Below are 25,558 nucleotides of genomic sequence, written 5' to 3'. Positions count from 1 at the left end.
ATTATGGCAATAAATGCAACTTTTGGTGTCAGCACCTGGCTTTGGACATCGCCTTTCCAAAAAAATACAATTGGATTATTCTCAAAAATCAAAGAAATGGGCTTCGATGCGGTAGAAATACCCGTCGAAAACCCGGATCTGATAGACATCCCCACGGTTAGGGAAGCTCTTGCAGAATTCAGCCTGCAACCCATCATCTGTGGGGCTTTTGGGCCGACAAGGGACCTGACACATGATGATCCGAGTTTTCACAAGACAAGCTTTGATTACCTGCAAAGATGCTTTGAGATCAGTTCGGCACTCGGTGCACATTTCGTAGCCGGGCCGATGTACTCTGCGGTGGGAAAAGCAAGACTTGTCTCTCCCGAGCAGCGAAAGATAGAGTGGGACCGCGCCGTAAACAACCTCCACAAAGTCTGTCAGATGGCCGAGTCCATGGGACAGGAGATCGCTTTGGAAGCTTTGAACAGGTTCGAAACTGACCTCATCAATACCACGAAGGAACTCATGCAGCTCATCGCGGATATCAACCATCCTGCTGCCAAAGTGCTCTTGGATGGCTTTCACATGAGCATTGAAGAATCCAATCTGGAGGAGGCCGTCAGACATGTAGGCGACAAATTGCTCCACGTGCAGGTTTCCGAAAACCACCGCGGCATTCCCGGAACAGGTCAGACAAGCTGGTTTTCCTTCAAGAGGGGATTGGCTGCCGTCAACTACACGGGAGTGATTTCGATAGAGAGTTTTACACCAAATGTACAGGAACTTGCCGGTGCAGTCTGTATCTGGAAGCCCCTTGCCCCAAGTCAAGATGAATTTGCTTCCCGCGGACTTCACTTCCTCAAGGACTGGCTTTCCGGCAAACAATTCACACACTAGGGAGGTCTTCACCACAGAGCACACAGGGGGCACGGAGCTGGAGGTCGTGAAAAGAGATGTTAAGGCAACGCCAATTCCTCTTACCATTAACCAAATACTTGTACTGAGCGCAGTCGAAGTAACCATAAACCTAATTGCCAACAACAAACAACTAACCACATAGCACACAGAGCGCACATAGCTGGAGGTTGTGAAAAGATGTTTTGATGCTTCGCCAAATCCATTTACTTCTTACCTTTCACCATAAACTTAATAACCTTTAACCATAAAAGCCATGAGCCATAAACAAATCAACATCGCCATCGTCGGACTGGGTTTTGGGGCGGAATTCATCCCCATTTACCAGAAGCATCCGCTTGCCAATATGTATGCCATCTGCCAAAGAAACGAAGACAAACTCAATGAAATCGGAGAAGCCTTTGGCGTAGCGAAGCGCTACACCGATTACGATGAGCTCCTCAAAGATCCAAACATAGACGCTGTCCATATCAATACGCCGATCCAAGCCCATGCCGAGCAATCTCTGAAAGCCTTAAGAGCCGGCAAGCATGTCGCCTGCACGGTGCCTATGGCCACGACCGTGGAAGAGTGCCGTCAGATCGTCGAAGCCTGTGAGGAAACAGGGCTGACGTACATGATGATGGAGACGGTGATTTATTCCCGTGAATTCCTTTTTGTCAAGGAGATGTATGAGAAAGGGGAATTGGGAAAGATCCAGTTTCTGAGAGCAAGCCACCAACAGGAGATGGCCGGTTGGCCGGGATACTGGGAAGGGCTGCCGCCGATGCACTACGCGACGCACTGTGTGGGACCGGTCTTGGCACTGCCAAAAGCACAGGCCGAATACGTGTCCTGTTTTGGTTCGGGAAGGATAGACGAAAACCTCATCCCAAAATACGGTTCTCCCTTTGCCATCGAGACCTGCCATATCAAACTCAAAGACTCTGACCTCTCCGCAGAAGTCACCCGCTCGCTCTTCAACACGGCGAGACAATACCGCGAAAGCTTCGATGTCTATGGTTCCAAAAAGTCATTTGAATGGACACTGATCGAGCATGAAGACTCCGTCATCCATACCGGAGAAGTCCCTGAGCGTGTCAAAATCCCTGATTATGCCCACCTGCTACCGAAGGAAATCGCTTCTTTTACCACCGCAGGGGTATATGATTCGGATGACAATCAACACCTTTCCTTTATCCAAGGGGCGGGACACGGCGGTTCGCATCCGCACCTCGTGCATGAGTTCCTGACCGCCCTGCACGAAGGAAGGGCACCCTATCCTGATGCAAGACAGTCCGCCAACATCACCTGCGTGGGCATCCTTGCCCATGAGTCCGCGATGGCCGGAGGACAGATTATGAAGCTGCCCGACTTTACCCTCCGGTAAGCCTATTCCCTACAACCTATATCTCTCAAACCCTAAGAACCACTGCGAAAGCGGTGGTTTTTTTGTATTAAATTCAAATTGAGGGATGAAGGAATCAGTTACCAAACCGATTAAAATTCCTAATTTAGGATATCAAAATATAAACATTATGTCAGTATCTGAACTCAAATTGGAGATAATCAATAAAGTAACCTCCATTTCTGATGAAAAAATCCTTGAAGACATCATCAGATTGATCAATCAAGAATCTGCTATGGACCAAACTTACAAGCTAACTGAAGAGGAACGTGACGCAGTCCAAATGGGGCTTGAGGATGTTGCTGATGGGAATTTGCATTCTTCTGAATCTGCGAAAAATATGCTTGAGGAATGGTTAAAGAAATAGTCTAGACCCGCAAGTCAATTGAAGACAGATACAAAATCTATCTTTATTGGGCAAAAAGAAATAAATCAGAGGTATTCAGCAAAAAATTGGAATTGCTTTTTAATCAGACAGCTATGCTCGTATCTCAATTCCCTGATATCGGAGTTGTAACTGATTTTCCCGATGTTAGGGTAAAAATTATCAAAGATTTCAAAATGTTTTACCTCAATCATCCCGATAAAATCGTGATACTTCGGGTTTGGGATACAAGACAAAATCCAAAAAAGTTAAAGATGTAGGAACGTACTTTTCAAATAAAAAAGATCATGAAGCTGCCTGACTTCACCCTCAGGTAAGCCAATCCCCTAACAACCTATATCTCTCCAACCACAAGAACCACTGCGAAAGCGGTGGTTTTTTTTGTGGGGTTTTGGGTAGGACTTTATCAAATAAAAAGCTCGGAGGATGGATTGGATATTTAGGAGATTAGTTTTATGTTTAAATAATTGAAAAATAACAACAATATTGTTGATTCTATCCCAAATCGGGTAGAAATGAACAAGTCTTGTTAATATAAAAGTGTGGTGTGCAATCTTTAAGACAGAAAATTCATCCTAAAATAAAAGCAATTGATAACAACTGAGAAAATCAAAAACGAATTTGAATATGTTTCAGATTCTGAAAATGGAGGTTTTTATAGTGGAACATGGCCTATTGACAGTCAACCTCATGAGATTAAATTATTCTTTATGTCGAAGAATAAATCCTTATCTAATAGTCAACTGGAAAGCTTTCAGCTTTTTCTTAAAAATAAGGAAAAGATAAAAAAAGATACTGAAGCATTTATTATAAAGGATCTAAGTAAACAAAATCATAAAGACACAAATAAATTAATAAATGGAACTTTTACTTTCGACATAGTCACAATTTTTGAAAGCGGAAAAGAATACGACACTGAAATCATTTGCTCAAAGAATTATAAAGGATTCTTATCCAAAAAGAGAATTGACTACGTAATTGCATTGACAAATGGAGAGATATTAGAAATAATTGGGATGAATAAATAACTACCCTCCCCTCTAGGTGTATTTTAGCGCTTGATGCTTGTACTGGGTGGAATTTGCCTACCCTGTTTCTGGCCCAAAGCTAATTCCGATAGCTACCGGAACCAAAGGGATCATTTCCAGATGCTTTGTCAAACCCTTTTATTTTTTTCCAATTTGTAATTGGAATCATTGATCATCCGTCATGCTTTTTTTTGGGGAGAATTCTGCCGATGGCTAGTCCTAAACCACTTTAAAAGACATTTAAAACCAAATCTATATTTTTGTATCTTTGAATTATGAATTACCAAGACTATATAGAGATAAGATCAGATAAGCGATTTGGGAAACCTTGCCTCAAAGGAAGTAGAATATCAGTATATGATGTATTGAATTGGCTTGCAAATGGAATGAGTAAACAAGAAATCATGGAAGATTTTGAAGAGATCAATGAAGAAATGATAAATGCATGCCTTGCTTTTGCCGCTGATAAAGAACATAAACTGAAGATTGCTTCTTGAAACTTCTATTTGATCAAAATATCTCTCCAAAGATTGTTAAACAACTTGGGAAAGACTTTCCGGACTCAAGACAAGTTCGGCATGTTGGCTTAGAGGATGCATCCGATATTGTAATCTTTGATTATGCAAAAAATAATGGATACACTAGCGTGACTTTTGACTCAGATTTTGTGGATTTAAATATCATCAAAGGTATACCTCCGAAAATAATCTGGTTAAAAACAGGAAATTTGGCCACTAGATCAATCTCGGAACTACTTAAAAGAAACTTGCCAGCCCTACATAAATTTTTAGAATCAAGGGAAGAAGAAATTTTGGAAATCATTCAAAGTAACTTTTAATTCCCCCTAGTTTGGCCAGGATTTTATTTAGAGTTTTCTTTTTCAATATAGATTCTAAAAATCCTTCAAGCGATCTTTGTCTTCAACAATCCATATGGGTGTAGTTCTTGGTGTAAGCCACATATGTATGAATCTACCCCCTCTAGCTGTAGTTTAGCGATTGATGCTAGAACTGGGTGGAATTTGCCTACCCTACACCCTTTCTGAGTGTAGTTTGACTTTTGATGGTGAATCTAGGTGTAGTTTGAAACTACACCTTTTTATTTTAAGGAATTTGTAATTCCATTTTCCCTAGAACTGGGTGGAATTCGTAATTCCACCCATTTATCCTTACCTATTTGCAATTGGAATCATTGACCATCCCTCTGGATTCAATTGAGATAATGAATTACATCCCGATAGCTCTCCGCGGGATCAAAATGATAGAAAGGCGTAATTACAAATCACGCCTAGCGCTTAAGATAAATTACACTATCCTAACAAGACTAACCTATATCTCTCAAACCCTAAGAACCACTGCGAAAGCGGTGGTTTTTTTGTGGGGTTTTGGGTAGGACTTTATCAAATAAAAAGCTCGGAGGATGGATTGGATATTTAGGATATTAGTTTTATGTTTAGACAATGGGAAAATAGACGCCACAGTGGCGAGAAGCATTCCAATTTAGAGTGATAGACGCCATTTTACAGTGGAGAGAATGGATGTAGCAAATAATAAAGACCATGAAAGCAGGAAAACTTATTTTAATAGTCATTTTTAATCTATTTATCAGTCTGACAGCTTGTGATAATCAAGTGATTGAAGAGATAGATCCGAATGCTAAATTACCACCGATTCCAAACCAGATCAACGGCCCTTTTATTATTGAAGGAGCTGATATCCTAAAAAATGGCCTGCCCATTACATATAAAGGCGTAAACGCTATGCAGTCGTTTGGATTAGAAAACCCGGATTTGTTGGAAGAATGGAATATTGAAATTAGCCGAGAGTTTATTGGAAATTTACGAGAGCAACCTATTAATGGTAGCCCAATTCTAGCTAGTGATAATAAATGGTACCATCCATTACAGAGTATCGTTGACCAGAATCGCTCCAAAAACATTATCACTATTCTTTGCCCATTTGGATGGGTAGATAACAACGGTCAACAAATTTTATTCACAGGACTTAATCCTTCATCACAGCCTTTCTATGAGGCTTACAAAATAAAAATGAAGCAGATAGCTGAACATTTTAAAGACCAGACTGATGTATGGATTCAAGTATGGAATGAACCCTATCATTGGGACAATAAAAATGGATATAACCATGAACTTTGGCTAAAAGATATGGAGACAATGGTAGATAATCTACGTTGGGTTAGCGGATTTCATAATATCATTGTAGTACCTGGCAATGAACAGGGGCAATCTGAAAATGCCATTATTTATCAAGGTGAAAAGCTGATTGAAAACAGGTTTAATATTCTTTTCGATATACATGCCTATGGAAAATGGCTAGTAAATACCAACGAAAATCAACTAATCTCAAGAATGGCAAACCTAAAAAATATGGATATGCCGTTTATAATTGGTGAAGTTGGCATTCAAAGTGTTGGTGGTGTGATGGAAGTAAGCCATTTTCTAAGTGCTGCACGTGCTGTTGATATATCCGTTATGGCTTGGCTTTGGAATCGGAACACTCAATACAATAATGCCCTGATGAACGAAAATGGCCAACCAAACTCTACCGCAACAAACAACTACTGGGGAGAAACCTTCAAAGAATTTCTAGAGAGTGATTACTAGCTTCAACAGCGTATAAGTGGCTGTATTGGGTAAAGTGGTAAATCGAATGTCCAGGCATCTAAGAAACCCTTTTTGAGTGTAGTTTGATTTTTGATGGTGAATCAAGGTGAAGGTATGAAACTACAGCTTTTAATTTCCACCAATTTGTAATTGGGTCGCCCATCCCGGCAGTAGTAAATCGCCTGACGATGCGCATAGGGGGGATTTGTAATTCCACCCTTTACCCTGTCCATCCACGGCAATTGTCGGGATGCAATTGGATTCAAATCAAAAACCTCAAATTGAAAGGCAATTCTATTTTCTTGAATTACATCCGGACAGCTGTAAGGGATCATTTCATTAGAAGGCGCAATTACAAATTCACCTAGCAAGGGCTCTGTAAATGAGAAATAAGCCGGATTCAAGGGTCAAAACCTCTAAGCTTTCTATCTTTAGGTATATTTACCTTGAATAAATTAAAAATCAACAAAGAGTTTTTCACATTAGGAGGGTTAGCCCGCATAGTCCAAAAAAAAACAAAATCAATTAAAAATGACCTCCTGTAAAAATTGCACAAACATCACAGCTGATAACTTTTGTTCTTCCTGTGGAAATCCAGCAAATCTTAAAAGGATTGACAGGTTCTACATTTTCCACGAAATCTACCAGATATTCCTTTTTGAGAAAGGGTTTTTTTATAATCTAAAAGAACTTTCAATACATCCAGGTGACAGCATCAAACAATTTATTCATGACAATAGGTCAAGGCACATGAAGCCTGTTCCTTATCTCATATTGACATCAATAATTTTTACTTTAGTTTCTCATTTTTTCAAAGCTAATGAAAAGTACGACAGGCGTTTTGAAAGTTCAAGAAACATCGACATCCTATTTCAATGGATCAACGATAACCATGGGTATGCAAATATTATAATGGGAATTATTACAGCCTTCTTTGTTTACCTATTTTTCAGAAAATACCAATACAATTTTTTTGAGATTATCGTACTTCTTTGTTTCATAGTGGGACAGGGAATGCTTTTGCTGACATTGGTTTCGTGTTTTTACAAAATAACGGACCCACTCGTTCATGCACTTTTAATGTCTTTTATCGTATTTATTTATGCTGCATGGACAATTGGGCAGTTTTTTGAGAGAAACAAAGTCGGAAATTATTTAAAAGGCCTTCTGGCCTATTTTTTAGGCTATCTTTTTTTCTACCTTTTAGTTGTAGCTGTTGGGTTGTTAATTGATATGACAACTACCGGAAACATTTGAGGAGTTAATTGGGATTCAAAACAGTCCTTTTGCGGGGTTTTTGTAGCGGAGTATTTCCTCGCCTCGGAGACGAACTCACTCGTCTTTTTGGTAAGCTGATTCACCTAAGTGGGGCAATTTTCAGTAATAATTATAGATAAATTAAGAGTTATGCATTCCTTTCTAACATAACTTAACATGCCTGAAATTTCCCATTCCATTAAATTTGGGGATGAAATCGAGCATGAGGGGAACCTCAAACTTAGGGAGGATTTTAAAAAATGCGAAGATTCTCCCGAAAGTCGGGACAGGCTATGTGACCTATGAAAACAAATTATAAACACATAAAATATTTTACATGCCTGATTCTTGTTGCAGCATTGATTGGTTGCGCAAAAGACAAAAACACAGATCAATCCATTTCAACAAATTATAAATTTGAAATTACGGATTCAATCAGAGTCAATCACCTGAAAGAATTGACATTAATTGATATGGAAGACGGAATGTTCTTGGCAAAAGAAGAGGGGCTTTCAACCTACATTATTTTTGACAAATCCGGTACCATCATCTCTCCTATTGAGCTCAAAACAGACGGGCCAAATGCGATAAACATGGTCTATTCAGGAGGTTTTTTTGATGGGAAATTTACAATAATGGATTTACATAAGGGATTGATCCAGTTTTCAAATGAAGGAGAGATAATCAATACTATCCCAATACCAGAGGATTATCTGTATATGCATCCGTACAATAGACCTGCCTTTAGATTGGGGAATAAAATAGCATACTACCGTCCTGAGAGAGATCTAAAAGATTGGGAAGACCAAGAGAAATTCTATCGAAAATATTACAATGAACCACTGCTCGAAGTTTTTGATCCCATTACAAAAGAGGTAGCGCTGAAAATGGAAATCCCCGAAACTTCAATCTACAAAGACGGCAATTTTCATTTCTTATATCATCCTAAAATCATAAAAAAAGGAAAACTCTGGTATATATTCCTGATGGCTGAAATGAAGTTTTATGTCTATGAGGAACAGGACGAAGAGCTGATTTTTAAAGAAAGTGTCAGTCTGAATGTGAAAGATCAAATCCCTTTTCCACAAGCCAATTTACAAAACACACAAGAATTATTTTCCAAGCTGGAAATGGTAGTCCCATCCATGATAGAACAACTTTATGTGATCGAAGACAAAATCATTCTTATTTACAAAAAAGGAGCTAACGAAAATATCGTGAAGAATTATGACAGGGAAAACCAAGCTGAGTGGATGGATTTCTTAGGATCCTTACCATTATATGCCGCAGTTTTTGATTCAGATTACAAATTGCTCCAAGACGATATTGAATTGCCATCAGGAACAATCTCAACCCCTATTGTAAACAAAGAGGGACAAATTTTTTTCCAAAAAAATCAAAGGCTTCTTGGGGAAGAAGATTGGAATACATACTATTTATTAAAGCTAAATGATGGAAACAAAACTGATTGATCGTTTCAGTTTGGGGGAGATATCCAATTCTACATCTAGGTGGGGCAATAAAAAGCTCAATATATCCTAAAATCAATCTTGTAAACGATTCCCTTTCCAGTCCGTCAAATTAGGCTTGTGAAGTTCATGCCACCTTTCTACAAAAGAGTCAATATTGTTCAGGTCTTTTTCAATTCTGTTATTTAATTTTCTTATTTCCCTATCATAACCTGTCTTGGTGTGATAAGACCGTATTTTATGCCCTCCAAACATAAAATGATAATCTAAAAGAGGCACTCCTTTTATATCATCACTTCTCAATCGCATTTTTGTTAAACTATTTGGAGGCAAATGATACTGAAGGCCGTCAACTCCCTGTAATTGCTGTAAAAACCTCAAATCGGGTGATAGTTTGAATATGTTTAAGTATACTTTTATCCACTTATCTCCTTTTGATATATGTGTTTCAACAATTTCTAATATTGAATCTTTTCGCGCTCTACATAATTCATAAGTAAAATCACCTAAATTATTTTTACCAAACCACGCTGTTGAAAATGGAGATTGCTCAAATCCGTTCTTTTTTAGTGCCGGGAAACATTTATCATGGAATATTCTATTCCTGATTAAGAGCAGTTCTTTTTCTGATGCTTTGTAAAATAATCTCATCTATTGTTTCTTTTGGGTGACAATAATAAACATCACCTGGGTTTATTTTAGAAAAAAAAGGTGAGGTCAAAAACCCCACCTCTTCACTTTTTTTGACAGTACATTCTACTTAAACATATCCGCTTTTCTATACGCTGGAATCAATGCTGTTTCTCACTCCTCTTTTGTGACTATCTTCTTTGCGCCAATGGCGTCTTTGCGGGCTTCATTTTTCTTTTTATCTCCGTGCCTTGGCTATTTTTTCCTTTCTCTCCGTGCTCTCAGTATGCGCTGCGGTGATTTTTTACTTAAACATATCCGCTTTTCTGTAAGCTGCAATCAGGGCCAGTTCACCTTCTTTTCCGGGAATGGCATTGCCGTGTTCCATTCCGCAGACGCCTTTGAATCCTTTGGCATCGATGTGCTTGAAGACATTCAGGTAATTGATTTCACCTGTTCCCGGTTCTTTTCGTCCCGGATTGTCCCCGATCTGAATATAGGCTATCTCATCCCAACAGGCATCCATCATCGCGATCAGGTTGCCTTCGTTGCGCTGCATGTGATAGGCATCATAGAGGATTTTGCAGGAAGGACTGTCGACCGCCTTGCAGATGGCGTGGGTTTGATCAGAAAACCTCAGAAATAGCTCCGGGGTATCACTTAATGGCTCCAAAACCATCACCAATCCACTTGGTTCCATGACCTCAGCGCCGCGCTTCAGTGCTTCGATGACATGAGAGGTTTGGATTCCCATGGGCAGTTTTCTTTCAAAAAAGCCCGGAACAACCGTCGCCCATTTGGCATTGACACGCTTGGAGGCCTCCACGGATTTTTTGCAGGTAGCGACAAAGTTGTCTATGAACTCTTGCTTGCCCGAAGCGAGGGAAATCTTCCAGTTGTCACCCCCGTCTACCACAAAAACCCCCATGCGCATGTTGAGCCTTTCGAGGGTTTTGCCAATGAGATTTTGGTCTTCAACAGGACGTCCAAGCAGTCCATTGTCCTCCAAAGACCGGAATCCCTGATCGGCCATGAATTCCAATTGGGATACTAGTCCGTCTCCGGCGTGGGCTTTGAACATCCCGAAGTGGGGAGCATAATCTAGATTAAATGGCTTTCCGGCTGCATTGCTTTTTGCAAAGGAAGAAAGACTTGTGCCACCGGCGAGAGCAGCTACTGCAGATCCCAAACTGATATTTCTAACAAAATTTCTCCTTTTCATATCAGATTACTTTTGTTTTGCCCGGAATCGCAAAAGGGTAATAGCCGTCCGCATTTGGCAGGACTTTCGGCATCGCATCCCAAGCCAAAGTATTTGGCATCAGATTGACATCAGAATTAAGGGCCTCATCCCACGTGACAACTTTACCAGAATAGGTTGAATTTCTGCCAAGAATAGCCGTCATCGTACTTTTTGCGGCATTTTCTGCGTCGGCAAATTTGTATTCTCCCTTCACAATGGCAGCGAAAAGTTCATCATGCTCCACTTGATATGGATTTGGATTATTCTCTCTATTGTGTGAATAAATCGCGTTTCCTTTATAATCTGAAATATTCCCATGGTTTCCGGCACTTAAAAAGACTTTGCCTTTTGTGCCTTGGAAGGATTCATCAACCCTATTGGCTGCTCCAGGAAAGTGGCGGCATTCGCTGAAGATAACCGTTCCGTCAGCATAAGTGAAGGTGATGCTGTGGTGGTCAAAGATTTCGCCATGCTCCTTACCTGTCCGGACCTGACGGCCTCCTGTACCGTAAGCCGACACAGGGTAGCTGTTTTTTACCCAATTGGCCACATCGATATTATGGACGTGCTGCTCGTTGATATGGTCACCGCACAGCCAATTGAAGTAGTACCAATTCCTCATCTGGTATTCCATCTCGGTTTGACCCGCTTGGCGTGGATTGACCCATACACCTCCGTCATTCCAAAAAACCTGCCCACCGACTATGTCACCGATGGCGCCGTCATGAAGACGCTTGATGGTTTCTCTGTAATTGTCCTGATAATGTCTTTGAAGACCTACCACGACATTGAGTTTTTTCTTTTTGGCTTCTTCGGCTGCTGCAAGCACTTTGCGGATACCGACTGCATCGACGGCTACCGGCTTCTCCATAAAAACCTGCTTTCCTTGCCTTACTGCTTCCTCAAAATGGTCCGGTCTGAATCCCGGAGGTGAAGCCAATATCACTACATCGGCCAATTTGATCGCTTCTTTGTAACCTTCGAAGCCTACAAACTTCCTGTCTTCAGGAACATCGACTTTGTCTTTTCCATATTTTTCGAAAATCGGAGTATAGCTTTTATCAATTCTGTCTCTGAAAGCATCTGCCATCGCGACGAGTTTGATATTGTGTCCTGTGTCAAAGGCCTGAAAAACGGCCCCCGTTCCCCTGCCTCCACAGCCGATGACGGCAAGTTTGATTTGATCCGTTCCTGAAGCATAAGCCCCCGGCATGCCAAAAGGCTGAAGTATCATTCCTCCGGCAAGGATTGCGGAAGTTTTGATAAAGTCCCTGCGTTGATTTTGGTTATTCATGAGTGTATTGTTTTATGGTTCTTTTTTTTATTCATTTTCAAAAGCCTTCTTGCCACTAACCATGTAAAACTCGGTTGGAAAATCGATTTAAGCTGCTCCGCCACAGCGGACAGGTATGGTCTGGCGACTGTGGACTGATTAATAATCTGTAATCGGAGCCCTGTCATAATATGCCATGATCTCTGCTTGACTTGGCGGGTTGAGTGGTCTAACCACCCTCAAACCAAGGAACGGAGCTTCAGGAAACCACCATTGGCTTTTGGGAATCTGGGGATCTATCCTCTTCCATTCTGCCTTTGATGCCGTTCTTTTGGCTGTGCGCAGGTCTGCAGGAGGACTGTTATAATGCCCGCCGCGAATCGCTCCGGGATATAGTTTTTTGATTTCAATGGTAGGATCTTTCACTTGCTTATCCTTCCTGCTCTGGTAGGTATCCGCTGCATATTGATCTGATGTCCATTCCATTACATTGCCGAGAATATCATACAATCCCCATGGATTTGGCTTTTTTTGCCCAATATTGTGGGTTATGTTTCCACTGTTGGCAGCGTACCAAGCGTATTGATCCAGGAGTTTTTCATCCTCTCCAAAAAAATACATGCTCTTTGAACCTGCCCTTGCGGCATATTCCCATTCAGCCTCAGTAGGCAATCTATAGAAAATCCCTGTTTTGAGATACAGCCACTTACAGAACTGAATCGCACCATAATTGGTCATGCCGATGGCCGGTTTGCCTTCTTTGCCCATGCCTGCCGTCATATCCAAGTATGGAATGCTTGGCCGGCTGAGACCGTCTACCTGTGCAGGAAGTTCTTTTTCTGCAATGGCGATCTCATAATTTTTATCCAAAAAGAGTTCGAATATGTCCCAGGTAATCTCATGCGTTCCCATCCAAAAGGGAGAAATCTCTACCTCATGGACCGGACTTTCATCCGGCAAGGTTCCTTCGCTTCCCATCATGAATTTGCCTCCTTGGATCGGGACCATTCCGAAACTTTGACCCGAATCAGGAATCTTTTGGGAATAGGGAGTAAAAGCTTCTTGCTCGAATGACTTCCATGAGGCAATTGTCACCAATACGGCGGAAACGAACATTACCAGGAAGCCACTTCTTTTCAAAATATGATTCATATCATCGGTTTATTTGAGATTGTTAAGCTAATTATCGGATTCAAAAGAAATTGATGGATTGGTTTTTTGTCTAAGGTCATTTGCTTTCTCCTGTCGGTAATTCGACTTCTTCTCCCCAAACATATTTGGCAAACCATTGCCAGTTGTGCCAAGTGGCTGCCAATCTTTCCTTGGGTTTGGTGATGCCATGTCCAAAACCTTTGTACACCACCAATTCTGCAGGCACATTTTGATCCCTTAATCCCTGAAGTAATTCATAGGCATTTGGAATCGGTACCCTTTGGTCAAATTCTCCATGTTGGATCAATGTAGGGGTTTTTGCTTTTTTGATGTTGGTCATGGGGGAAGTTTTGCGGTAAATTTCCTCATTGTCCCAAGGATTGGCTTTGAGATATTGGATGGTGAATGGATGGATATCCGTGTTGACATAGTAGGTCATCCAATTGGAAATTCCGGCACCGACACTCACTGCTTTGAACCTGTCAGTATTGGTAGTCAAAAATGCCGAAATATACCCTCCCTGACTCCATCCCATGACACCCATTTTTGTTGTATCGATCAGATTGCTAGCACTCAGGTAATCCACCCCACTCAGGACATCCCAAGCATCTCCCACTCCGAGATTTTCAACATTGAGAGATCTAAATGCCTCTCCGTATCCTGCCGAACCACGGTAATTGGGTTGGAGCACAAGGCAGCCTTTGTTCAGCCATTGGACAATCGGATAGACATACCCGGGAACAGGGGATGGTGTATCTATCCCCGTTGGTCCGCCATGAATCACCACCATCAAAGGATATTTTTTGGTGGGATCGTAGTCTACAGGTTTGTGCAGAACACCTTCTATCAGGGCACCGTCTTTGCTTCTCCAGACCACCACTTCACTTTGGGAAACCTTCCAATTTTCAATCTGCTTTGTCAGGTTGGTGACTTTTTTTGCAGCAGGTTTTTGGATGTTGCTTACCCAGATTTCATTGAGTTGGTTTCCGTTGCGGGCATTAACGACTAATTTTTCTCCTGATTGGGAAAAAGAAACCCCAGTCACAATCTCAGGGAATCCTTTTATAACAGTAAATGAACCGTCTTTGGGTTCAATCCTATAGAGATGTCTCTGGGTCTTTTGCCAAAAAAGTCCATAAATCCCTTTGGGATTCCAAGTCAATCCGGATGGATTTTCATCAAGATTTGATGCAATCTGCCTGCTATTTTTGGATCCCACATCAATGACAAAAATTTTCGAATTGGAATAAAAATTAGAAACAGTATCAGCCACATGGCTTGTGTATAGCACCTGTTTGGAATCCGGAGACCAATCTTCCAATCTGTCCGAACTTGGGTTACTGACCAAAAGCTGGGTTTCCATTTTATCTAGATCCAACACGGATATGTCGGATTTGGAACTTGAATTGATCAGGGGATTAGGCTGATGGGTAAAGGCTATTTTTTTCCCATCGGGTGAAATTTTGAAGGCATTGACATTGAAATTCCCTTCAGTCAGTCTTTTTGGCTTGGCTATCGTGATGCAGCCGCTTGCAGTTTTGAGGGAATCGGCAGTTTCATAGCAGGGCAACTCAGATGGATTGGGCTGATCTGGATCAAATGGGATTTCCCAGATATGCGTCAGAGAATAATCTCGGTCATCCAATGAAAATGCTCCATATCTTTTTTCAATCTGTTTTTTTGAAGGATCATCTTTATCCCTTTTTGCAAAAACTATCCTTTTTCCTTCAGGGTGCCATTGGAAGGCACTCACACCTTCCTCGTCTTCAGTGATTGCGATTGACTCTCCGCCATTTAATCGGATCGCATGGATTTGCGTTTTATTTCCTTTGTCAGCCAAAAAAGCCAGCCACTTGCCATCGGGTGAGAATGCCGGAGCAAAACTGCTGTTATTGGGATTGTTGGTAACCTGAAATGGTTCGCTGCCATTTTTAATCATCCATATTTCTGTGTCAAACCTATTGTCTTTCCAGTCAGAAGTCTGTTGGGTAAAGGCCACCAATTCCCCGCTCGGAGACATCACCACCGCACCTACACTTCTGAGAGAGATTACCTCTTCAAAAGTCGGGTTCTTTTTCTCTGTTTGGGCCGAAACCTGAACAGTGAAAGGAAGAACAAAAGCTGCCAAAAGGAAATATTTCATATAATTCGTGTGGTTAAGGATCCGAAAAGATTGAAAGAATTTCAATTTAACATTTGGAACCAGAATTTCATACCAAATTTTGATTGCCGATTTTTTAACATCCCAATAAATCTAGATTGATGTTTTTACATATAATTAACATTTATGGTATTTTATTAAATATAATGTATTTTTTTAGCTATTTTATTGAATTAATTTTAATGTAATGGATGTTTTACTAACTTTGATTCATCAAGAAAGACAAATGGTCATCTTACACATTGTAGGGTGTTGAAATTGGCAGACAAGCCCTCCGGTCTCGGGGGTAGGGATTACAGCATAAAGCAAACATGGAGCTCGTGTTTTGCCTAACTGCCCTGTGGAGGTTCGAATCCTTCTCCTACAGCATAGATCACAAAATAAGAATGAGGGCAAAAGGCAATCAAAAAATTGAAAACTTTATATTGTAGGGTGTTGAAACTGGCAGACAAGCCCTCCTTTCTCGGGGGTAAGGATCTCAGGATAAAGCAAACATGGAGCTCGTGTTTCGCCTAACTGCCTTGTGGAGGTTCGAATCCTTCTCCTACAGCTGGTTATTTTGGGTTTATTGTTAATTGACTAAAGCTGTGAGCACGTATTCACAGCTTTTTTATTTTTATAGCAATCGGAATTATTTACCACAGAGTGCACCGAGTCGACGGAGCTGGAGGGAGCAAAGAATAAATGTCGTCATTCGTAAATCGTAATTCCCAATTTAAATTGTACTTACTACATTCCACCTCCCACCTTTTTTCTCTGTGGACTCTGAAGCCTCTGTGGTGAAAATTTTTTTTACCGCAAGGAGCGCGAGGGTTTCGCAATGGTCGCAAACGGAGAAGGGTAAATTGACCACAGAGATCACTGAGAACTCAGAGAAAATCGCAGCAGATTTTTGCTTTTTCCAAAGCATTATTCATTTAAATTCCTTCTGCGCCAATATTTGTGTCTCCGCAAACATTCCTCATTTCTCCCTTTTCCTCTGAGCCCTCAGAGAGCTCTGTGGTGAAAATTTTTTTCACCGCAGGGAGCGCAAAGGTTTCGCAATGGTCGCAAAGGGAGAATCGGCGTGAATAATAATTTACCGCAGAGCTCAAGTTGGGCGCAGAGTTTCTTTTCTCTCTTTTTCTCCGTGTCCTTTGTGGGCTCTGTGGTGATTTTTTTTACTCTGCGGTGATTTTCATTTTACTCCAAATATTGAGAAATCAAAGATCAGTAGGCGTGACCTTCGAGGCAATAAACGCAGGGCGGAAAGAGGCAAAAAAAGTGATCGCAAAGACCGAAATACTCGTCCAGAAAAAATCCGACCAAATCATCTTGACAGGATATGCGTCCACAATCGAAGACGATATCCCCAAAGTGACCAAGCCAAACCGGTCCTGAACCCAACAAATCAAAAACCCTAGAACCAATCCGATGATGGCCCCGCTCAACCCAATGATGGCGCCTTGTTTCAGATAGATTTTTTGGATCAGGCTTTCTTTGGCACCCATCGCAAATAAGATGGCATTGTCTTTTTTCTTTTCAATGGCGAGCATCGACAATGAGAAGAATATATTGAAGGAGGCGACGGCCAAGATGAAACTTAGCGTCAGAAATACAAAAAGCTTTTCAATTTTGATCGTCCGGAGGATTTGGGCATGTTGCTCATCGGTATCTTTGACGGTAAAGGCATCTCCCAAAAAGGAAATCAATCTGGATTTGACGTTTTGAATGTTTTCTCCTTCTTTCACTTTCACTTCTAGGGCAGTTCTTTTTTGGCCGTAATTGAGCAGGTCACTTACGAATCCTATCGGAGCCAAGATGTAGTTGTCGTCAAATTCCTTTTCAATACTAAAAAAAGCGCCGGGCTTTAAAATCCCTTTATTGTACAACTGACTTGGATCAATGGAACCGGCACTTCTCGGTGCTTTTGGGTAAAAAACCTGAAGCAAATCCATGTCATTGTTCAGATCAACAGATAGGAAAAACCCAACTCCTCTGCCCATAATGGCTTTGGGCTGGTTTTCGGTTCCCAAACTGAGATTCCCCCAGGTAAAGCCCTTTTCGAAACGTCCTTGGTCCATGTAATTGTCAGAAACGCCCTTCAACCGCGCAAGGTGCTGGTAATCCCGGTATTTGAACAAGGCATTGTCCTCGATCACTTCTGTCAAAACCTCCACCCCTTCAATCTTGGAGATGGATTCGAGCCATTCCGTTTCGGCTAAAAATGATTTACCCAACTTGGATTCTATCTTCAGCTCTGCATCAAAAGAAGCATACAAACCCCTGACGAGTTCCTCCAAGCCGTTGAAAACCGACAAAACGATCACCAAGGCCATGGTTCCGACTGCCACCCCGATCATCGAAATACGGGAAAGCACCGTGATAAAGTTCCGTTTCTTTTTGCTACGGAAATAACGATAGGCTATAAAAAAGGAGAGGTTCAAGGATCTTACAAAAGTTAATTATTCTTCTTCATCCTCGTCACTAGCTTCTGGAATATCCAGTGCCCCGATCACTTTGTCCATATGCTGTGCATAGGTCGCTGAATCATCAATAAAAAAAGCAAGCTCCGGTACAATTCTTACTGATTTTCCGATTCTGTTTCCCAGATGTTTTCTGATCTCACTTTTTTTATCGTTTAATATTTCAAAGACAGCACGGTCCTTGTCCACCAAAAAACTGAGGTAAATTCTTGCCACGCTCAAATCCGGGCTGATAATCACCCTCGAAACTGTAATGAAGGCAGTTCCGATGATATGCTTTGCTTCTTTTTGAAAAATTCCACCCAATTCCTTTTGGATAAGTTTATTGAATTTCTGTTGTCTTTTACTTTCCATATCTCTAATTATTGTGACAAATTTAGTGAATTAAATGCGGAACACTTAATTTCGACCCTGCAGTTTGTCCAATCCTTAGAAATAGCTCCATTTTGTTAAGTTTTTTTAGAATTAATGACCCATTTAGATTAGTCGCCATCTTGGGGATTATGCTGTTGATGAGTACCCTGTATATTTGGGTAGTGGATATTCCCATCCTTCAGCCAGAGATGATATGGATGCTTTTGGGGGAGAGAATGGCGGACGGCAAGCACATGTATATCGATATCATTGATGATACGGGCCCTTTATCCGCCGGGGTATATTGGGTGGTTCACTTGTTGTTTGGCAAGTCAGTCTTGGCCTATAAAGTATTTGCTTCTTTCATTGTACTGTTTCAGGTAGTATATGTAAATTACCTATTTATCAGGTATAAATCCTTTGAAGACAATACCTATATCCCGGCATTTGTGATGGCGGTTTTATTTTACATTTCTTTTGATTTGGTGACTTTGTCCCCGGCTTTGATGGGCAGCTCTTTTATAGTGCTTGCCTTGGGACAGTTGTTTTCGCAGACAGTATTACAAAAAGAGGGTTCTGATGCCGTATTGTTGGTTGGGATTTTTGGGGGTATAGCCGCTTGTTTTCATTTTCCTCTAGCGACCTTTCTTCCATTTTTGTTGGTTTCGGGTATCATTGTGAGCGGTTTTTCCTTCCAACAGATTATCGTCTCTCTCATCGCCTATGCGCTGCCTTTTATCTTTTGTGCTTTATATTATTTTTGGATTGATGGCTTTGAGGCTTTCTTCTATGAGTTTATCATCGCGCCTAGGCTGATCGAAAGTTATGCCCATATTTCTTACAGGGATTTGGCTTTGCTTTTTGCCCTGCCTTTGTTTTTGTCAGTTATGGGATTCTTTGTCGGCTTTATTGTCAAGTCCCAGACTGTCAACCAACAGAAACAGCTTCAGCTCAATCTTATCTTTTCCATTTTTGCGGTCTCTTCACTTTTATTGACTAACAGGCGGACACCCTACCAATTTATTGTCATTCTACCTGCTTTGACGTATTTTATTTCTCTGCTTTTGGTCGTTTACAAAAAAGGCATTGCCGTCAAAATTCTGACAGGGATATTTGTTTTTGGGCTTCCTGCAATCGGGATTGGCTGGACTTTGCTCCAAATTAGTTCAGGAAAAATCTATTCCTATGCTGTCAAAATTGAAGATAAACACATGATTTCTAGAGGTAAGCGAATATTGGTTTTAGGGGAAGATTTAGGGTACTACAATGAATCTTCAATTTCTACACCCTACCTTCATTACAGACTTTCCAAAAATGTACTTTTGTACCAGGATGATCTGGAAAATACGGTTGAAGTATATAACAATTTTCTTGAGGAAAGACCGGAAATTGTCATTGATGAGGAAGGAGTTTTTGCTTCCCTTTTGAAAAGGATTCCGATTCTCTCCCAGCAATATGAAAAACAGGGGACGAGCTATTTTCTCAAAAAGTAATGGCTCATTTTTTATTCTACAATAAAACCAAAGTTTTTATGCGTTGAATCATTTTCGAAAAAATTCCATTTTGAGGAATACCATAAAATACTTATCCTAAATTCGGCATATGGAAAATCTACCCGCATGCCCAGCTTGCAAATCAGAATATACTTATGAATCGGATGGAAAATTCGTTTGCCCTGAATGTGCATTTGAATGGGAAGCTGAGGTCGAAGAGGTCGAAGAGGTATTGGTAGTAAAAGATTCCAACGGAGCCACATTGGCAAATGGGGATTCGGTAACCATCATCAAAAACCTACCTGTCAAAGATGCCGCGCATCCTATCAAGGCCAGCACAAAAGTGAAAAACATTAGATTGGTGGAAGGTGACCACAATATCGACTGCAAAATCGAGGGCTTTGGATCGATGGCCCTCAAATCAGAATTTGTCAAAAAAGCCTGATTTTTCAGTAATGAATAACGGATTATTTCCGAAATGCTTTATTTGAGTTGAAGATTTCGATAAGCGATCTAATTACTTTGGATTTCCACCATCAATACTTATAAAGCAAATTCCCATGAGGGAGTTTTCCTTAATATTAATTCAATTTTTCTCTCAATCCCTTCAATAAACACATCTGATTTTTGGCCCGGTGGAGGTTTTGCTCTTCATAATGGATGGTGTAGTAGATATTTCCGTTCAGGTAATCTGCCAAAAACCTAAATCCCATAATGCAGGTCATCATCAGTCCGCCAAAGGGAAGTGAATAGATTTCATCTTCTGTAAATGCACCTTTGCCCACTTCTAAAAATCCTACTAAAAGAGCTTCATATTTGGTGAAGTCTACCCTGATTTTTTCCCAATCCTTAGAACTTTCGCCTTCGGTGCAGGCCACAGTCCGGACCAAATCCCCAAAATCATAATAGACATACCCAGCCATCAATGTATCAAGGTCAATGACTGCATTGACTTTGGAAAAGTCCTCAGCAAAAATCAAGTTGTTGATTTTGGTGTCGCTGTGAGTCAATCGCAAGGGCAATTTTTCTTTCCACCTGAGATATTGATCCACTAGGTCCTTTTGTGCCAAATAGAATTCGACCAACTCTTTCAAATCCCCAACAATATCTCTTTTTGTGTTTTTCAATGCTTCCAACAATTGGTTGTACCGGAGTTCTAGGTCATGAAATCCCGGAATTGCTTCCTGAAATTCCTTTGCCGGAATATGGATTCCTGCTTTGATAAACTGGGCGAATGCCTTTGCAGCAAGATAAGCTTGGTGGGGATTCTCAATCTCATTGACGCATCTGCCTGCTACAAATGGAGAAATTCTGAAATATGTCCCTTCAATTAATGTAAACAATTCCCCGGCCAAGTTTGGGATCGGCAAAGGTAAAATATAAGGCAGGTCCTCACTGTCAATTTGTTCTATCAACAAAGACTGATTATGGGAAATCCTCTCGGGATATTTGAAAACGAGGTTGTTGAAGCGTTGGAGGATGAGTTTTTCTTCTCCTGATTCAATCAAAAAAGTCTGATGGATATGGCCATCTCCAAATGGCCTTATGAGTGATGGATGGATTTCCAAACCGTATTGTGTATTGAGAGCAGGTAACCAAGAAAAAGGGGACATGTCAGAAATTCAAGTTCAGCCGCAAAAGTAAGTTTTTGGAATCAATTCGGCATAGAATTCTTTTCTTTCCAAATATTGGAATTTGAAGTTTGTGAAATATGGCTGCTTTTAGTTCAGTGTTAATTGATATAATAGCTACAAATCATGATTACTTCCTTTTTCTGTCTTTTTCCTTTTTGGGGAAACTCACCTATAATTTGTCCCAAACGATATTTTTTAACATTGAAAATCCTACCTTTTGCAAATCTTGAGATATTATTTACATTAGTGAAATTTATTAAAGAAGTTTGGAGTAGTAAATTAAAAAAATCAATAAACTCAGCTTAATTACAAGCCACTCTAACCCAATTACCTATGAATATTTCCTTTATTGACTGGGCAATCATCGCTGCCTTTTTTATTGTTTCGATGTTGATAGGTGTGTTTGCCTCTAGAACAGCCGGAGCATCAGCCAAGGAATTCTTCCTTTCGGGAAGAAATATGCCCTGGTGGCTTTTAGGCGTATCTATGGTAGCCACAACCTTCTCAGCAGACACACCCAATCTGGTGACTGACATTGTAAGAAAACAAGGGGTGTCAGGCAACTGGGTTTGGTGGGCATTTTTGCTGACAGGGATGCTGACAGTGTTTGTCTATGCCAAGCTTTGGAGAAGGTCTGAATTGACCACCGACCTTGAATTCTATGAAATGAGGTATAGTGGCAAGCCCGCTGCTTTCCTGAGGGCATTTAGGGCAATTTATTTAGGTGTGTTTTTCAATGTGGTGATCATGGCGACTGTTTCACTCGCTGCTATCAAAATCGGAGGGGTTATGCTGGGTTTGAGTCCTTACGAGACCTTGCTTCTAGCTTCTTTAGTGACGGTTATTTACAGTTCCTTGGGAGGATTGAAAGGTGTCTTGCTTACTGATTTTTTCCAGTTTTTCATTGCCATGGCAGGATCTATTGGTGCGGCATTCTATATTCTTGATATGCCCGAAATCGGCTCTTTGAATAATTTGTTGACCCATCCAAATGTGGCCGACAAGCTCAATTTCCTTCCTGATTTCAATGATTGGAACCTCATCATTCCATTGCTGATCATGCCTATTGCCATTCAATGGTGGGCTACTTGGTATCCTGGTGCTGAGCCTGGAGGTGGGGGTTACATTGCCCAAAGGATGCTTTCTGCCAAGGATGAGAAGAATGCCATCGGCGCTACTTTGTTTTTCAACATCGCCCATTATGCCATGAGACCTTGGCCATGGATCATTGTGGCTCTTTCTTCCTTGATCATTTTCCCACAGATTTCTGATTTGGGAGTGGCTTTTCCAAACATTCCTGCTGACAAATTGGGTGATGACTTGGCTTATTCAGCCATGCTGACTTTTCTGCCGACAGGTTTGATTGGGATTGTATTGGCCTCTTTGATCGCCGCAGTAATGTCCACTCTTTCGACCCACCTCAATTGGGGCTCATCCTACGTGGTGAATGATTTTTACCTGAGGTTTTTGAAACCAACTGCAACCGACAAAGAACTTGTCATGGTGGGTAGAATTTCCACTGTTCTCCTGATGGTATTTGCAGCTATCCTTGCTTTGGCATTATCCAATGCCTTGGAAGCGTTCAATATTTTACTTCAGATCGGAGCCGGTACAGGTTTGATATTTATTCTTCGTTGGTTTTGGTGGAGGATCAATGCCTACACAGAGATTTTCGCGATGTTGATTTCATTCATTGTGGCGATATTCTTTGAGGTGATTAATCCTAAAGTTGGTTGGATTTTAATTCCCGAAAACCAAGCCTACCTCAAATTGCTTTACGGAGTAGGAATCACCACCGTAGGTTGGGTGTTGGTTACATTATTTACCAAGCCTGAAAATGATGAAATCTTATTGTCATTTTACAGAAAAGTAAGACCGGCTTCTTTTGGATGGAAAAAACTTTTGGACCGATATCCAAATGAAAAACAAGAACAGGGACAGTTGCCGATGGAAATCGGATTGATGCTCGTCGGGTCTGTGATGGTCTATGCCGCCTTGTTTGCAGTAGGTTTCTGGATTTATGGAAATGTATTGCCAGCAAGTATCGCGACTGTGGTTGCCATTATTGGAGGTGCCATCATTCTCAAAAGCTGGAAGAAACTTACTTTCTAACCCCGCTTCTTCCAAGTTAAAAAAGCCATCCAATTTAAACAAATTGGATGGTTTTATTTTTTGAACTCTAGCGTGTTGATCAAATGGATCATATCGACTTTGATGTATTCGATAGCCGGGGCAAGGGAATCATTTTTCATCGCTGTATTGAAATACAAAGCCCCTCTCAAAAAATTCCGGGTCGAATCTGTCACGAAAAACTGAAACTGTGTTGGCACTTCCCCGGACAGTTCGGCTACTACGCCCGTATATCCTTTTGGTGTGACCATCATAGATTCTTCTATGCCATAAGCTTTGATCTGATGCTTTGCGGTAAGATTGATGGCATCATTGACAACTGTCTTGATGTCTTTGCCATCTGTGTCCAAAGCCAAATAGGTCAGGTGGACTTTTCCCCCCAAAGACTTATAATTGATATTTATCCATGATTTCTCAGCAAGATTAAAAGAATCCGGCTCCACAAATGCATTGACAGAATGCTCAAAAGAATAAGGTACATCATTCTTTAATGCTGTGAAGCCCCTTTCAGGGAGGTCTATACGGTTATAGCCTTTAGGTTTTGGAAGGTAATCCGAACCACAACTTACAAGGACAAAAAGTATAAGCAACAGAATAAAATTTCTTATTTCCATATTTCAAATTTATCAAAATCGTTTGATATGAGGGGAGGAAATGGGATATTTATACTAAACTTAACTAGCCAAAGAATATGAAAATACAAAACAGCGTACTCGTAATTGCTACAGTTTTGATGGCATTTTTTTCCTTTCAATCCATTTCCCTCGCTCAAACAAATATGGAGGAATTTTTAAACAAATGGGAAAATGGGAAGCAATTCACCTTAGAAGTGGTAGACAAAATGCCGGAAAACCTGTATGATTACAAGCCTGAGGCTTCTGCGATGAGTTTCAATGAGCAGGTTAGCCATCTTTCTACGGTCATCGTAGGGATCAGTCAAAGGTTTTTAAAAGGAACAGATTCAGGAATTGACCTTAATGCCAAACCCAAGAATAAAGCAGAACTCAGAGCCTTTGTAGAGAAATGCTATGACTTTGCCAACATGACCTTTAAAAATCTCAGCATGGCTGACCTTGATGAGAAAGTTGAGATTTTTGGGACAACAGCTACCAGAAGGGAAGTAATTTCCCTGATGGATGACCATTGTACGCACCATCGAGGAGCAGCAGTATCCTATATCCGTGCCAATGGCATCGAGCCACCAAGGTACAGGGGTATGGGAATGTGATTTAAACCCTTTGAAACCGCATTTTAAATGGTGAGAGGTAAGAAGTAAGAGGTTCCACACCTCTTACATCTTACTTTTTTTTGTTTACCTTACCCAATCAGTTTTTTCTGCCGCAGGTTTTCTTTTTCCGATCGGCCAGTTTTCGGTGGCAGGCTTAGCAATGTAGAAAAATCCCATCAGCATGTCCTCTTCTTCCAAGCCAAACCAAGGCTTAGCCTCCGGCCAAAACGTTGGCCCCCCTGTCCCCCAAAACGCTGCCAAACCATGGGCAGAGGCCGAAAGGTACATGTTCTGAACCGCCATGGCTACTGCTGCTATTTCCTCCATCACAGGAAGACCTGCTTTGGGATCATGTTTCATTTTGATGGCGATGATATGGGAAGCTTTCAATGGGTTTTCTTTGAACCTCATGTAGGCAGCTTCGTTGAAAGTCCCATTTTTGGTTGTTCTTTCTTTGTATAACTCAGACTGATAGTCAGCAAATTTTTGTCTTCCCTCTCCTGCAAATACAATGAAACTCCAAGGTTCTGTCAATTTGTGGGTTGGCGCCCAAGTGGCATTTTCCAAAATCTCCTCGATGACTGCGTCATCCACAGGGTCATTTTCTTTGAATTGGGCAAAAAACATGGACCTACGTCCACGGATTATTTTATTGACTTCGGTGATATTGAAATCCGGCTTTTCCATAAAGGTTATTTTTGATTGATACTGTCAGGTTTGTAAATGCTAAATAAAGAAAAATGGTTTCC

General features: G+C 41.0%; 25 protein-coding genes. 15 read left to right on the top strand and 10 right to left on the bottom strand.

Going from position 1 to position 25,558, the window contains the following annotated elements; genetic code table 11:
- Positions 1 to 3: 3 nt before the first annotated feature.
- The 11 genes from MMU07_RS13105 to MMU07_RS13060 all read left to right on the top strand — a co-directional run bounded on the left by MMU07_RS13105 (position 4) and on the right by MMU07_RS13060 (position 9,049).
- Positions 4 to 879: a sugar phosphate isomerase/epimerase family protein gene (locus MMU07_RS13105; protein ID WP_241126330.1), complete on the top strand. Its 876-nt coding sequence runs from the start codon at positions 4 to 6 to the stop codon at positions 877 to 879.
- Between the two features lie 274 nt (positions 880 to 1,153).
- On the top strand, positions 1,154 to 2,266 hold the full coding sequence (locus MMU07_RS13100) for a Gfo/Idh/MocA family protein (protein ID WP_241126329.1): 1,113 nt from the start codon (positions 1,154 to 1,156) through the stop codon (positions 2,264 to 2,266).
- A 148-nt stretch (positions 2,267 to 2,414) separates the two neighbouring features.
- Entirely contained in the window at positions 2,415 to 2,651 is a 237-nt protein-coding gene (locus MMU07_RS13095; RefSeq protein ID WP_241126328.1) for a hypothetical protein, read from the top strand.
- A gap of 17 nt (positions 2,652 to 2,668) precedes the next feature.
- The gene (locus MMU07_RS13090; RefSeq protein ID WP_336246194.1) at positions 2,669 to 2,929 is read left to right on the top strand and encodes a type II toxin-antitoxin system RelE/ParE family toxin; all 261 of its coding nucleotides are present in this window, start codon (positions 2,669 to 2,671) and stop codon (positions 2,927 to 2,929) included.
- A 330-nt stretch (positions 2,930 to 3,259) separates the two neighbouring features.
- Positions 3,260 to 3,697 carry a hypothetical protein gene (locus MMU07_RS13085; RefSeq protein WP_241126327.1) on the top strand — a complete coding sequence of 146 codons (438 nt, stop codon included), beginning with the start codon at positions 3,260 to 3,262 and terminating at the stop codon, positions 3,695 to 3,697.
- A gap of 275 nt (positions 3,698 to 3,972) precedes the next feature.
- Positions 3,973 to 4,194 carry a DUF433 domain-containing protein gene (locus MMU07_RS13080; protein WP_241126326.1) on the top strand — a complete coding sequence of 74 codons (222 nt, stop codon included), beginning with the start codon at positions 3,973 to 3,975 and terminating at the stop codon, positions 4,192 to 4,194.
- Positions 4,191 to 4,535, top strand: a complete 345-nt coding sequence (locus MMU07_RS13075) for a DUF5615 family PIN-like protein (RefSeq protein WP_241126325.1) — start codon at positions 4,191 to 4,193, stop codon at positions 4,533 to 4,535. Before MMU07_RS13080 ends, MMU07_RS13075 begins: the two co-directional genes overlap by 4 nt.
- 720 nt (positions 4,536 to 5,255) lie before the next feature.
- Complete coding sequence (locus MMU07_RS13070; RefSeq protein WP_241126324.1) at positions 5,256 to 6,320, top strand: glycoside hydrolase family 5 protein; 1,065 nt, start codon at positions 5,256 to 5,258, stop codon at positions 6,318 to 6,320.
- A gap of 531 nt (positions 6,321 to 6,851) precedes the next feature.
- On the top strand, positions 6,852 to 7,577 hold the full coding sequence (locus MMU07_RS13065) for a DUF3667 domain-containing protein (protein WP_241126323.1): 726 nt from the start codon (positions 6,852 to 6,854) through the stop codon (positions 7,575 to 7,577).
- A 177-nt stretch (positions 7,578 to 7,754) separates the two neighbouring features.
- Positions 7,755 to 7,883: a hypothetical protein gene (locus MMU07_RS21715; RefSeq protein ID WP_255737412.1), complete on the top strand. Its 129-nt coding sequence runs from the start codon at positions 7,755 to 7,757 to the stop codon at positions 7,881 to 7,883.
- Positions 7,880 to 9,049, top strand: a complete 1,170-nt coding sequence (locus MMU07_RS13060) for a hypothetical protein (RefSeq protein ID WP_241126322.1) — start codon at positions 7,880 to 7,882, stop codon at positions 9,047 to 9,049. Before MMU07_RS21715 ends, MMU07_RS13060 begins: the two co-directional genes overlap by 4 nt.
- Positions 9,050 to 9,121: 72 nt before the next feature.
- On the opposite strand, the gene MMU07_RS13055 is transcribed toward MMU07_RS13060, so the two are convergent.
- The 7 genes from MMU07_RS13055 to rbfA all read right to left on the bottom strand — a co-directional run bounded on the left by MMU07_RS13055 (position 9,122) and on the right by rbfA (position 18,324).
- Positions 9,122 to 9,697, bottom strand: a complete 576-nt coding sequence (locus tag MMU07_RS13055) for a hypothetical protein (protein WP_241126321.1) — start codon at positions 9,695 to 9,697, stop codon at positions 9,122 to 9,124.
- 283 nt (positions 9,698 to 9,980) lie between these two features.
- Positions 9,981 to 10,898, bottom strand: a complete 918-nt coding sequence (locus tag MMU07_RS13050) for a hydroxypyruvate isomerase family protein (protein ID WP_241126320.1) — start codon at positions 10,896 to 10,898, stop codon at positions 9,981 to 9,983.
- 1 nt (position 10,899) lies between these two features.
- Positions 10,900 to 12,213: a Gfo/Idh/MocA family protein gene (locus MMU07_RS13045; protein WP_241126319.1), complete on the bottom strand. Its 1,314-nt coding sequence runs from the start codon at positions 12,211 to 12,213 to the stop codon at positions 10,900 to 10,902.
- Between the two features lie 138 nt (positions 12,214 to 12,351).
- The gene (locus MMU07_RS13040; protein WP_241126318.1) at positions 12,352 to 13,344 is read right to left on the bottom strand and encodes a formylglycine-generating enzyme family protein; all 993 of its coding nucleotides are present in this window, start codon (positions 13,342 to 13,344) and stop codon (positions 12,352 to 12,354) included.
- 76 nt (positions 13,345 to 13,420) lie between these two features.
- Positions 13,421 to 15,487 (bottom strand): S9 family peptidase, encoded by a 2,067-nt coding sequence (locus tag MMU07_RS13035; protein WP_241126317.1) that lies wholly within the window; start codon positions 15,485 to 15,487, stop codon positions 13,421 to 13,423.
- Positions 15,488 to 16,707: 1,220 nt separating this feature from the next.
- On the bottom strand, positions 16,708 to 17,931 hold the full coding sequence (locus MMU07_RS13030; protein ID WP_241126316.1) for an ABC transporter permease: 1,224 nt from the start codon (positions 17,929 to 17,931) through the stop codon (positions 16,708 to 16,710).
- A gap of 18 nt (positions 17,932 to 17,949) precedes the next feature.
- The gene (rbfA, locus tag MMU07_RS13025; RefSeq protein ID WP_241126315.1) at positions 17,950 to 18,324 is read right to left on the bottom strand and encodes a 30S ribosome-binding factor RbfA; all 375 of its coding nucleotides are present in this window, start codon (positions 18,322 to 18,324) and stop codon (positions 17,950 to 17,952) included.
- Positions 18,325 to 18,482: 158 nt separating this feature from the next.
- Between rbfA and MMU07_RS13020 the strand changes: the two genes are divergently transcribed.
- Positions 18,483 to 19,817: a hypothetical protein gene (locus tag MMU07_RS13020; protein ID WP_241126314.1), complete on the top strand. Its 1,335-nt coding sequence runs from the start codon at positions 18,483 to 18,485 to the stop codon at positions 19,815 to 19,817.
- A gap of 109 nt (positions 19,818 to 19,926) precedes the next feature.
- A complete protein-coding gene (locus MMU07_RS13015; protein ID WP_241126313.1) occupies positions 19,927 to 20,262 on the top strand; it encodes a zinc ribbon domain-containing protein YjdM in 336 nt (111 codons plus the stop codon).
- 136 nt (positions 20,263 to 20,398) lie between these two features.
- Here the strand turns inward: MMU07_RS13015 and MMU07_RS13010 are convergent, their stop codons facing one another.
- Positions 20,399 to 21,430, bottom strand: coding sequence for a phosphotransferase enzyme family protein (locus MMU07_RS13010; protein ID WP_241126312.1), 1,032 nt, complete (start codon positions 21,428 to 21,430; stop codon positions 20,399 to 20,401).
- Between the two features lie 354 nt (positions 21,431 to 21,784).
- On the opposite strand from MMU07_RS13010, the gene MMU07_RS13005 reads away from it, so the two are divergent.
- On the top strand, positions 21,785 to 23,563 hold the full coding sequence (locus tag MMU07_RS13005) for a sodium:solute symporter family protein (RefSeq protein WP_241126311.1): 1,779 nt from the start codon (positions 21,785 to 21,787) through the stop codon (positions 23,561 to 23,563).
- A 53-nt stretch (positions 23,564 to 23,616) separates the two neighbouring features.
- Here the strand turns inward: MMU07_RS13005 and gldD are convergent, their stop codons facing one another.
- On the bottom strand, positions 23,617 to 24,195 hold the full coding sequence (gldD, locus tag MMU07_RS13000; protein ID WP_241126310.1) for a gliding motility lipoprotein GldD: 579 nt from the start codon (positions 24,193 to 24,195) through the stop codon (positions 23,617 to 23,619).
- Between the two features lie 77 nt (positions 24,196 to 24,272).
- On the opposite strand from gldD, the gene MMU07_RS12995 reads away from it, so the two are divergent.
- On the top strand, positions 24,273 to 24,809 hold the full coding sequence (locus MMU07_RS12995) for a DinB family protein (RefSeq protein WP_241126309.1): 537 nt from the start codon (positions 24,273 to 24,275) through the stop codon (positions 24,807 to 24,809).
- An 84-nt stretch (positions 24,810 to 24,893) separates the two neighbouring features.
- Here MMU07_RS12995 and MMU07_RS12990 read toward each other — a convergent pair whose 3' ends face one another.
- Positions 24,894 to 25,496, bottom strand: coding sequence for a nitroreductase family protein (locus MMU07_RS12990; RefSeq protein ID WP_241126308.1), 603 nt, complete (start codon positions 25,494 to 25,496; stop codon positions 24,894 to 24,896).
- Positions 25,497 to 25,558 lie beyond the last annotated feature (62 nt).

Origin of the sequence: Cognataquiflexum nitidum (assembly GCF_022538055.1) — a bacterium.
GTDB lineage: Bacteria > Bacteroidota > Bacteroidia > Cytophagales > Cyclobacteriaceae > Cognataquiflexum > Cognataquiflexum nitidum.
This window is presented reverse-complemented; position numbering and strand designations above follow the sequence as displayed.

Excerpts from the sequence above, each read along its gene's own strand:
- MMU07_RS13105 (WP_241126330.1), top strand. The coding sequence starts at position 4 with ATGGCAATAAATGCAACTTTTGGTGTCAGCACCTGGCTTTGGACATCG.
- MMU07_RS13100 (WP_241126329.1), top strand. The coding sequence starts at position 1,154 with ATGAGCCATAAACAAATCAACATCGCCATCGTCGGACTGGGTTTTGGG.
- MMU07_RS13095 (WP_241126328.1), top strand. The coding sequence starts at position 2,415 with ATGTCAGTATCTGAACTCAAATTGGAGATAATCAATAAAGTAACCTCC.
- MMU07_RS13080 (WP_241126326.1), top strand. The coding sequence starts at position 3,973 with ATGAATTACCAAGACTATATAGAGATAAGATCAGATAAGCGATTTGGG.
- MMU07_RS13070 (WP_241126324.1), top strand. The coding sequence starts at position 5,256 with ATGAAAGCAGGAAAACTTATTTTAATAGTCATTTTTAATCTATTTATC.
- MMU07_RS13065 (WP_241126323.1), top strand. The coding sequence starts at position 6,852 with ATGACCTCCTGTAAAAATTGCACAAACATCACAGCTGATAACTTTTGT.
- MMU07_RS21715 (WP_255737412.1), top strand. The coding sequence starts at position 7,755 with ATGCCTGAAATTTCCCATTCCATTAAATTTGGGGATGAAATCGAGCAT.
- MMU07_RS13060 (WP_241126322.1), top strand. The coding sequence starts at position 7,880 with ATGAAAACAAATTATAAACACATAAAATATTTTACATGCCTGATTCTT.
- MMU07_RS13055 (WP_241126321.1), bottom strand. The coding sequence starts at position 9,697 with ATGAGATTATTTTACAAAGCATCAGAAAAAGAACTGCTCTTAATCAGG.
- MMU07_RS13050 (WP_241126320.1), bottom strand. The coding sequence starts at position 10,898 with ATGAAAAGGAGAAATTTTGTTAGAAATATCAGTTTGGGATCTGCAGTA.
- MMU07_RS13045 (WP_241126319.1), bottom strand. The coding sequence starts at position 12,213 with ATGAATAACCAAAATCAACGCAGGGACTTTATCAAAACTTCCGCAATC.
- MMU07_RS13040 (WP_241126318.1), bottom strand. The coding sequence starts at position 13,344 with ATGAATCATATTTTGAAAAGAAGTGGCTTCCTGGTAATGTTCGTTTCC.
- MMU07_RS13035 (WP_241126317.1), bottom strand. The coding sequence starts at position 15,487 with ATGAAATATTTCCTTTTGGCAGCTTTTGTTCTTCCTTTCACTGTTCAG.
- rbfA (WP_241126315.1), bottom strand. The coding sequence starts at position 18,324 with ATGGAAAGTAAAAGACAACAGAAATTCAATAAACTTATCCAAAAGGAA.
- MMU07_RS13020 (WP_241126314.1), top strand. The coding sequence starts at position 18,483 with ATGAGTACCCTGTATATTTGGGTAGTGGATATTCCCATCCTTCAGCCA.
- MMU07_RS13015 (WP_241126313.1), top strand. The coding sequence starts at position 19,927 with ATGGAAAATCTACCCGCATGCCCAGCTTGCAAATCAGAATATACTTAT.
- MMU07_RS13010 (WP_241126312.1), bottom strand. The coding sequence starts at position 21,430 with ATGTCCCCTTTTTCTTGGTTACCTGCTCTCAATACACAATACGGTTTG.
- MMU07_RS13005 (WP_241126311.1), top strand. The coding sequence starts at position 21,785 with ATGAATATTTCCTTTATTGACTGGGCAATCATCGCTGCCTTTTTTATT.
- gldD (WP_241126310.1), bottom strand. The coding sequence starts at position 24,195 with ATGGAAATAAGAAATTTTATTCTGTTGCTTATACTTTTTGTCCTTGTA.
- MMU07_RS12995 (WP_241126309.1), top strand. The coding sequence starts at position 24,273 with ATGAAAATACAAAACAGCGTACTCGTAATTGCTACAGTTTTGATGGCA.
- MMU07_RS12990 (WP_241126308.1), bottom strand. The coding sequence starts at position 25,496 with ATGGAAAAGCCGGATTTCAATATCACCGAAGTCAATAAAATAATCCGT.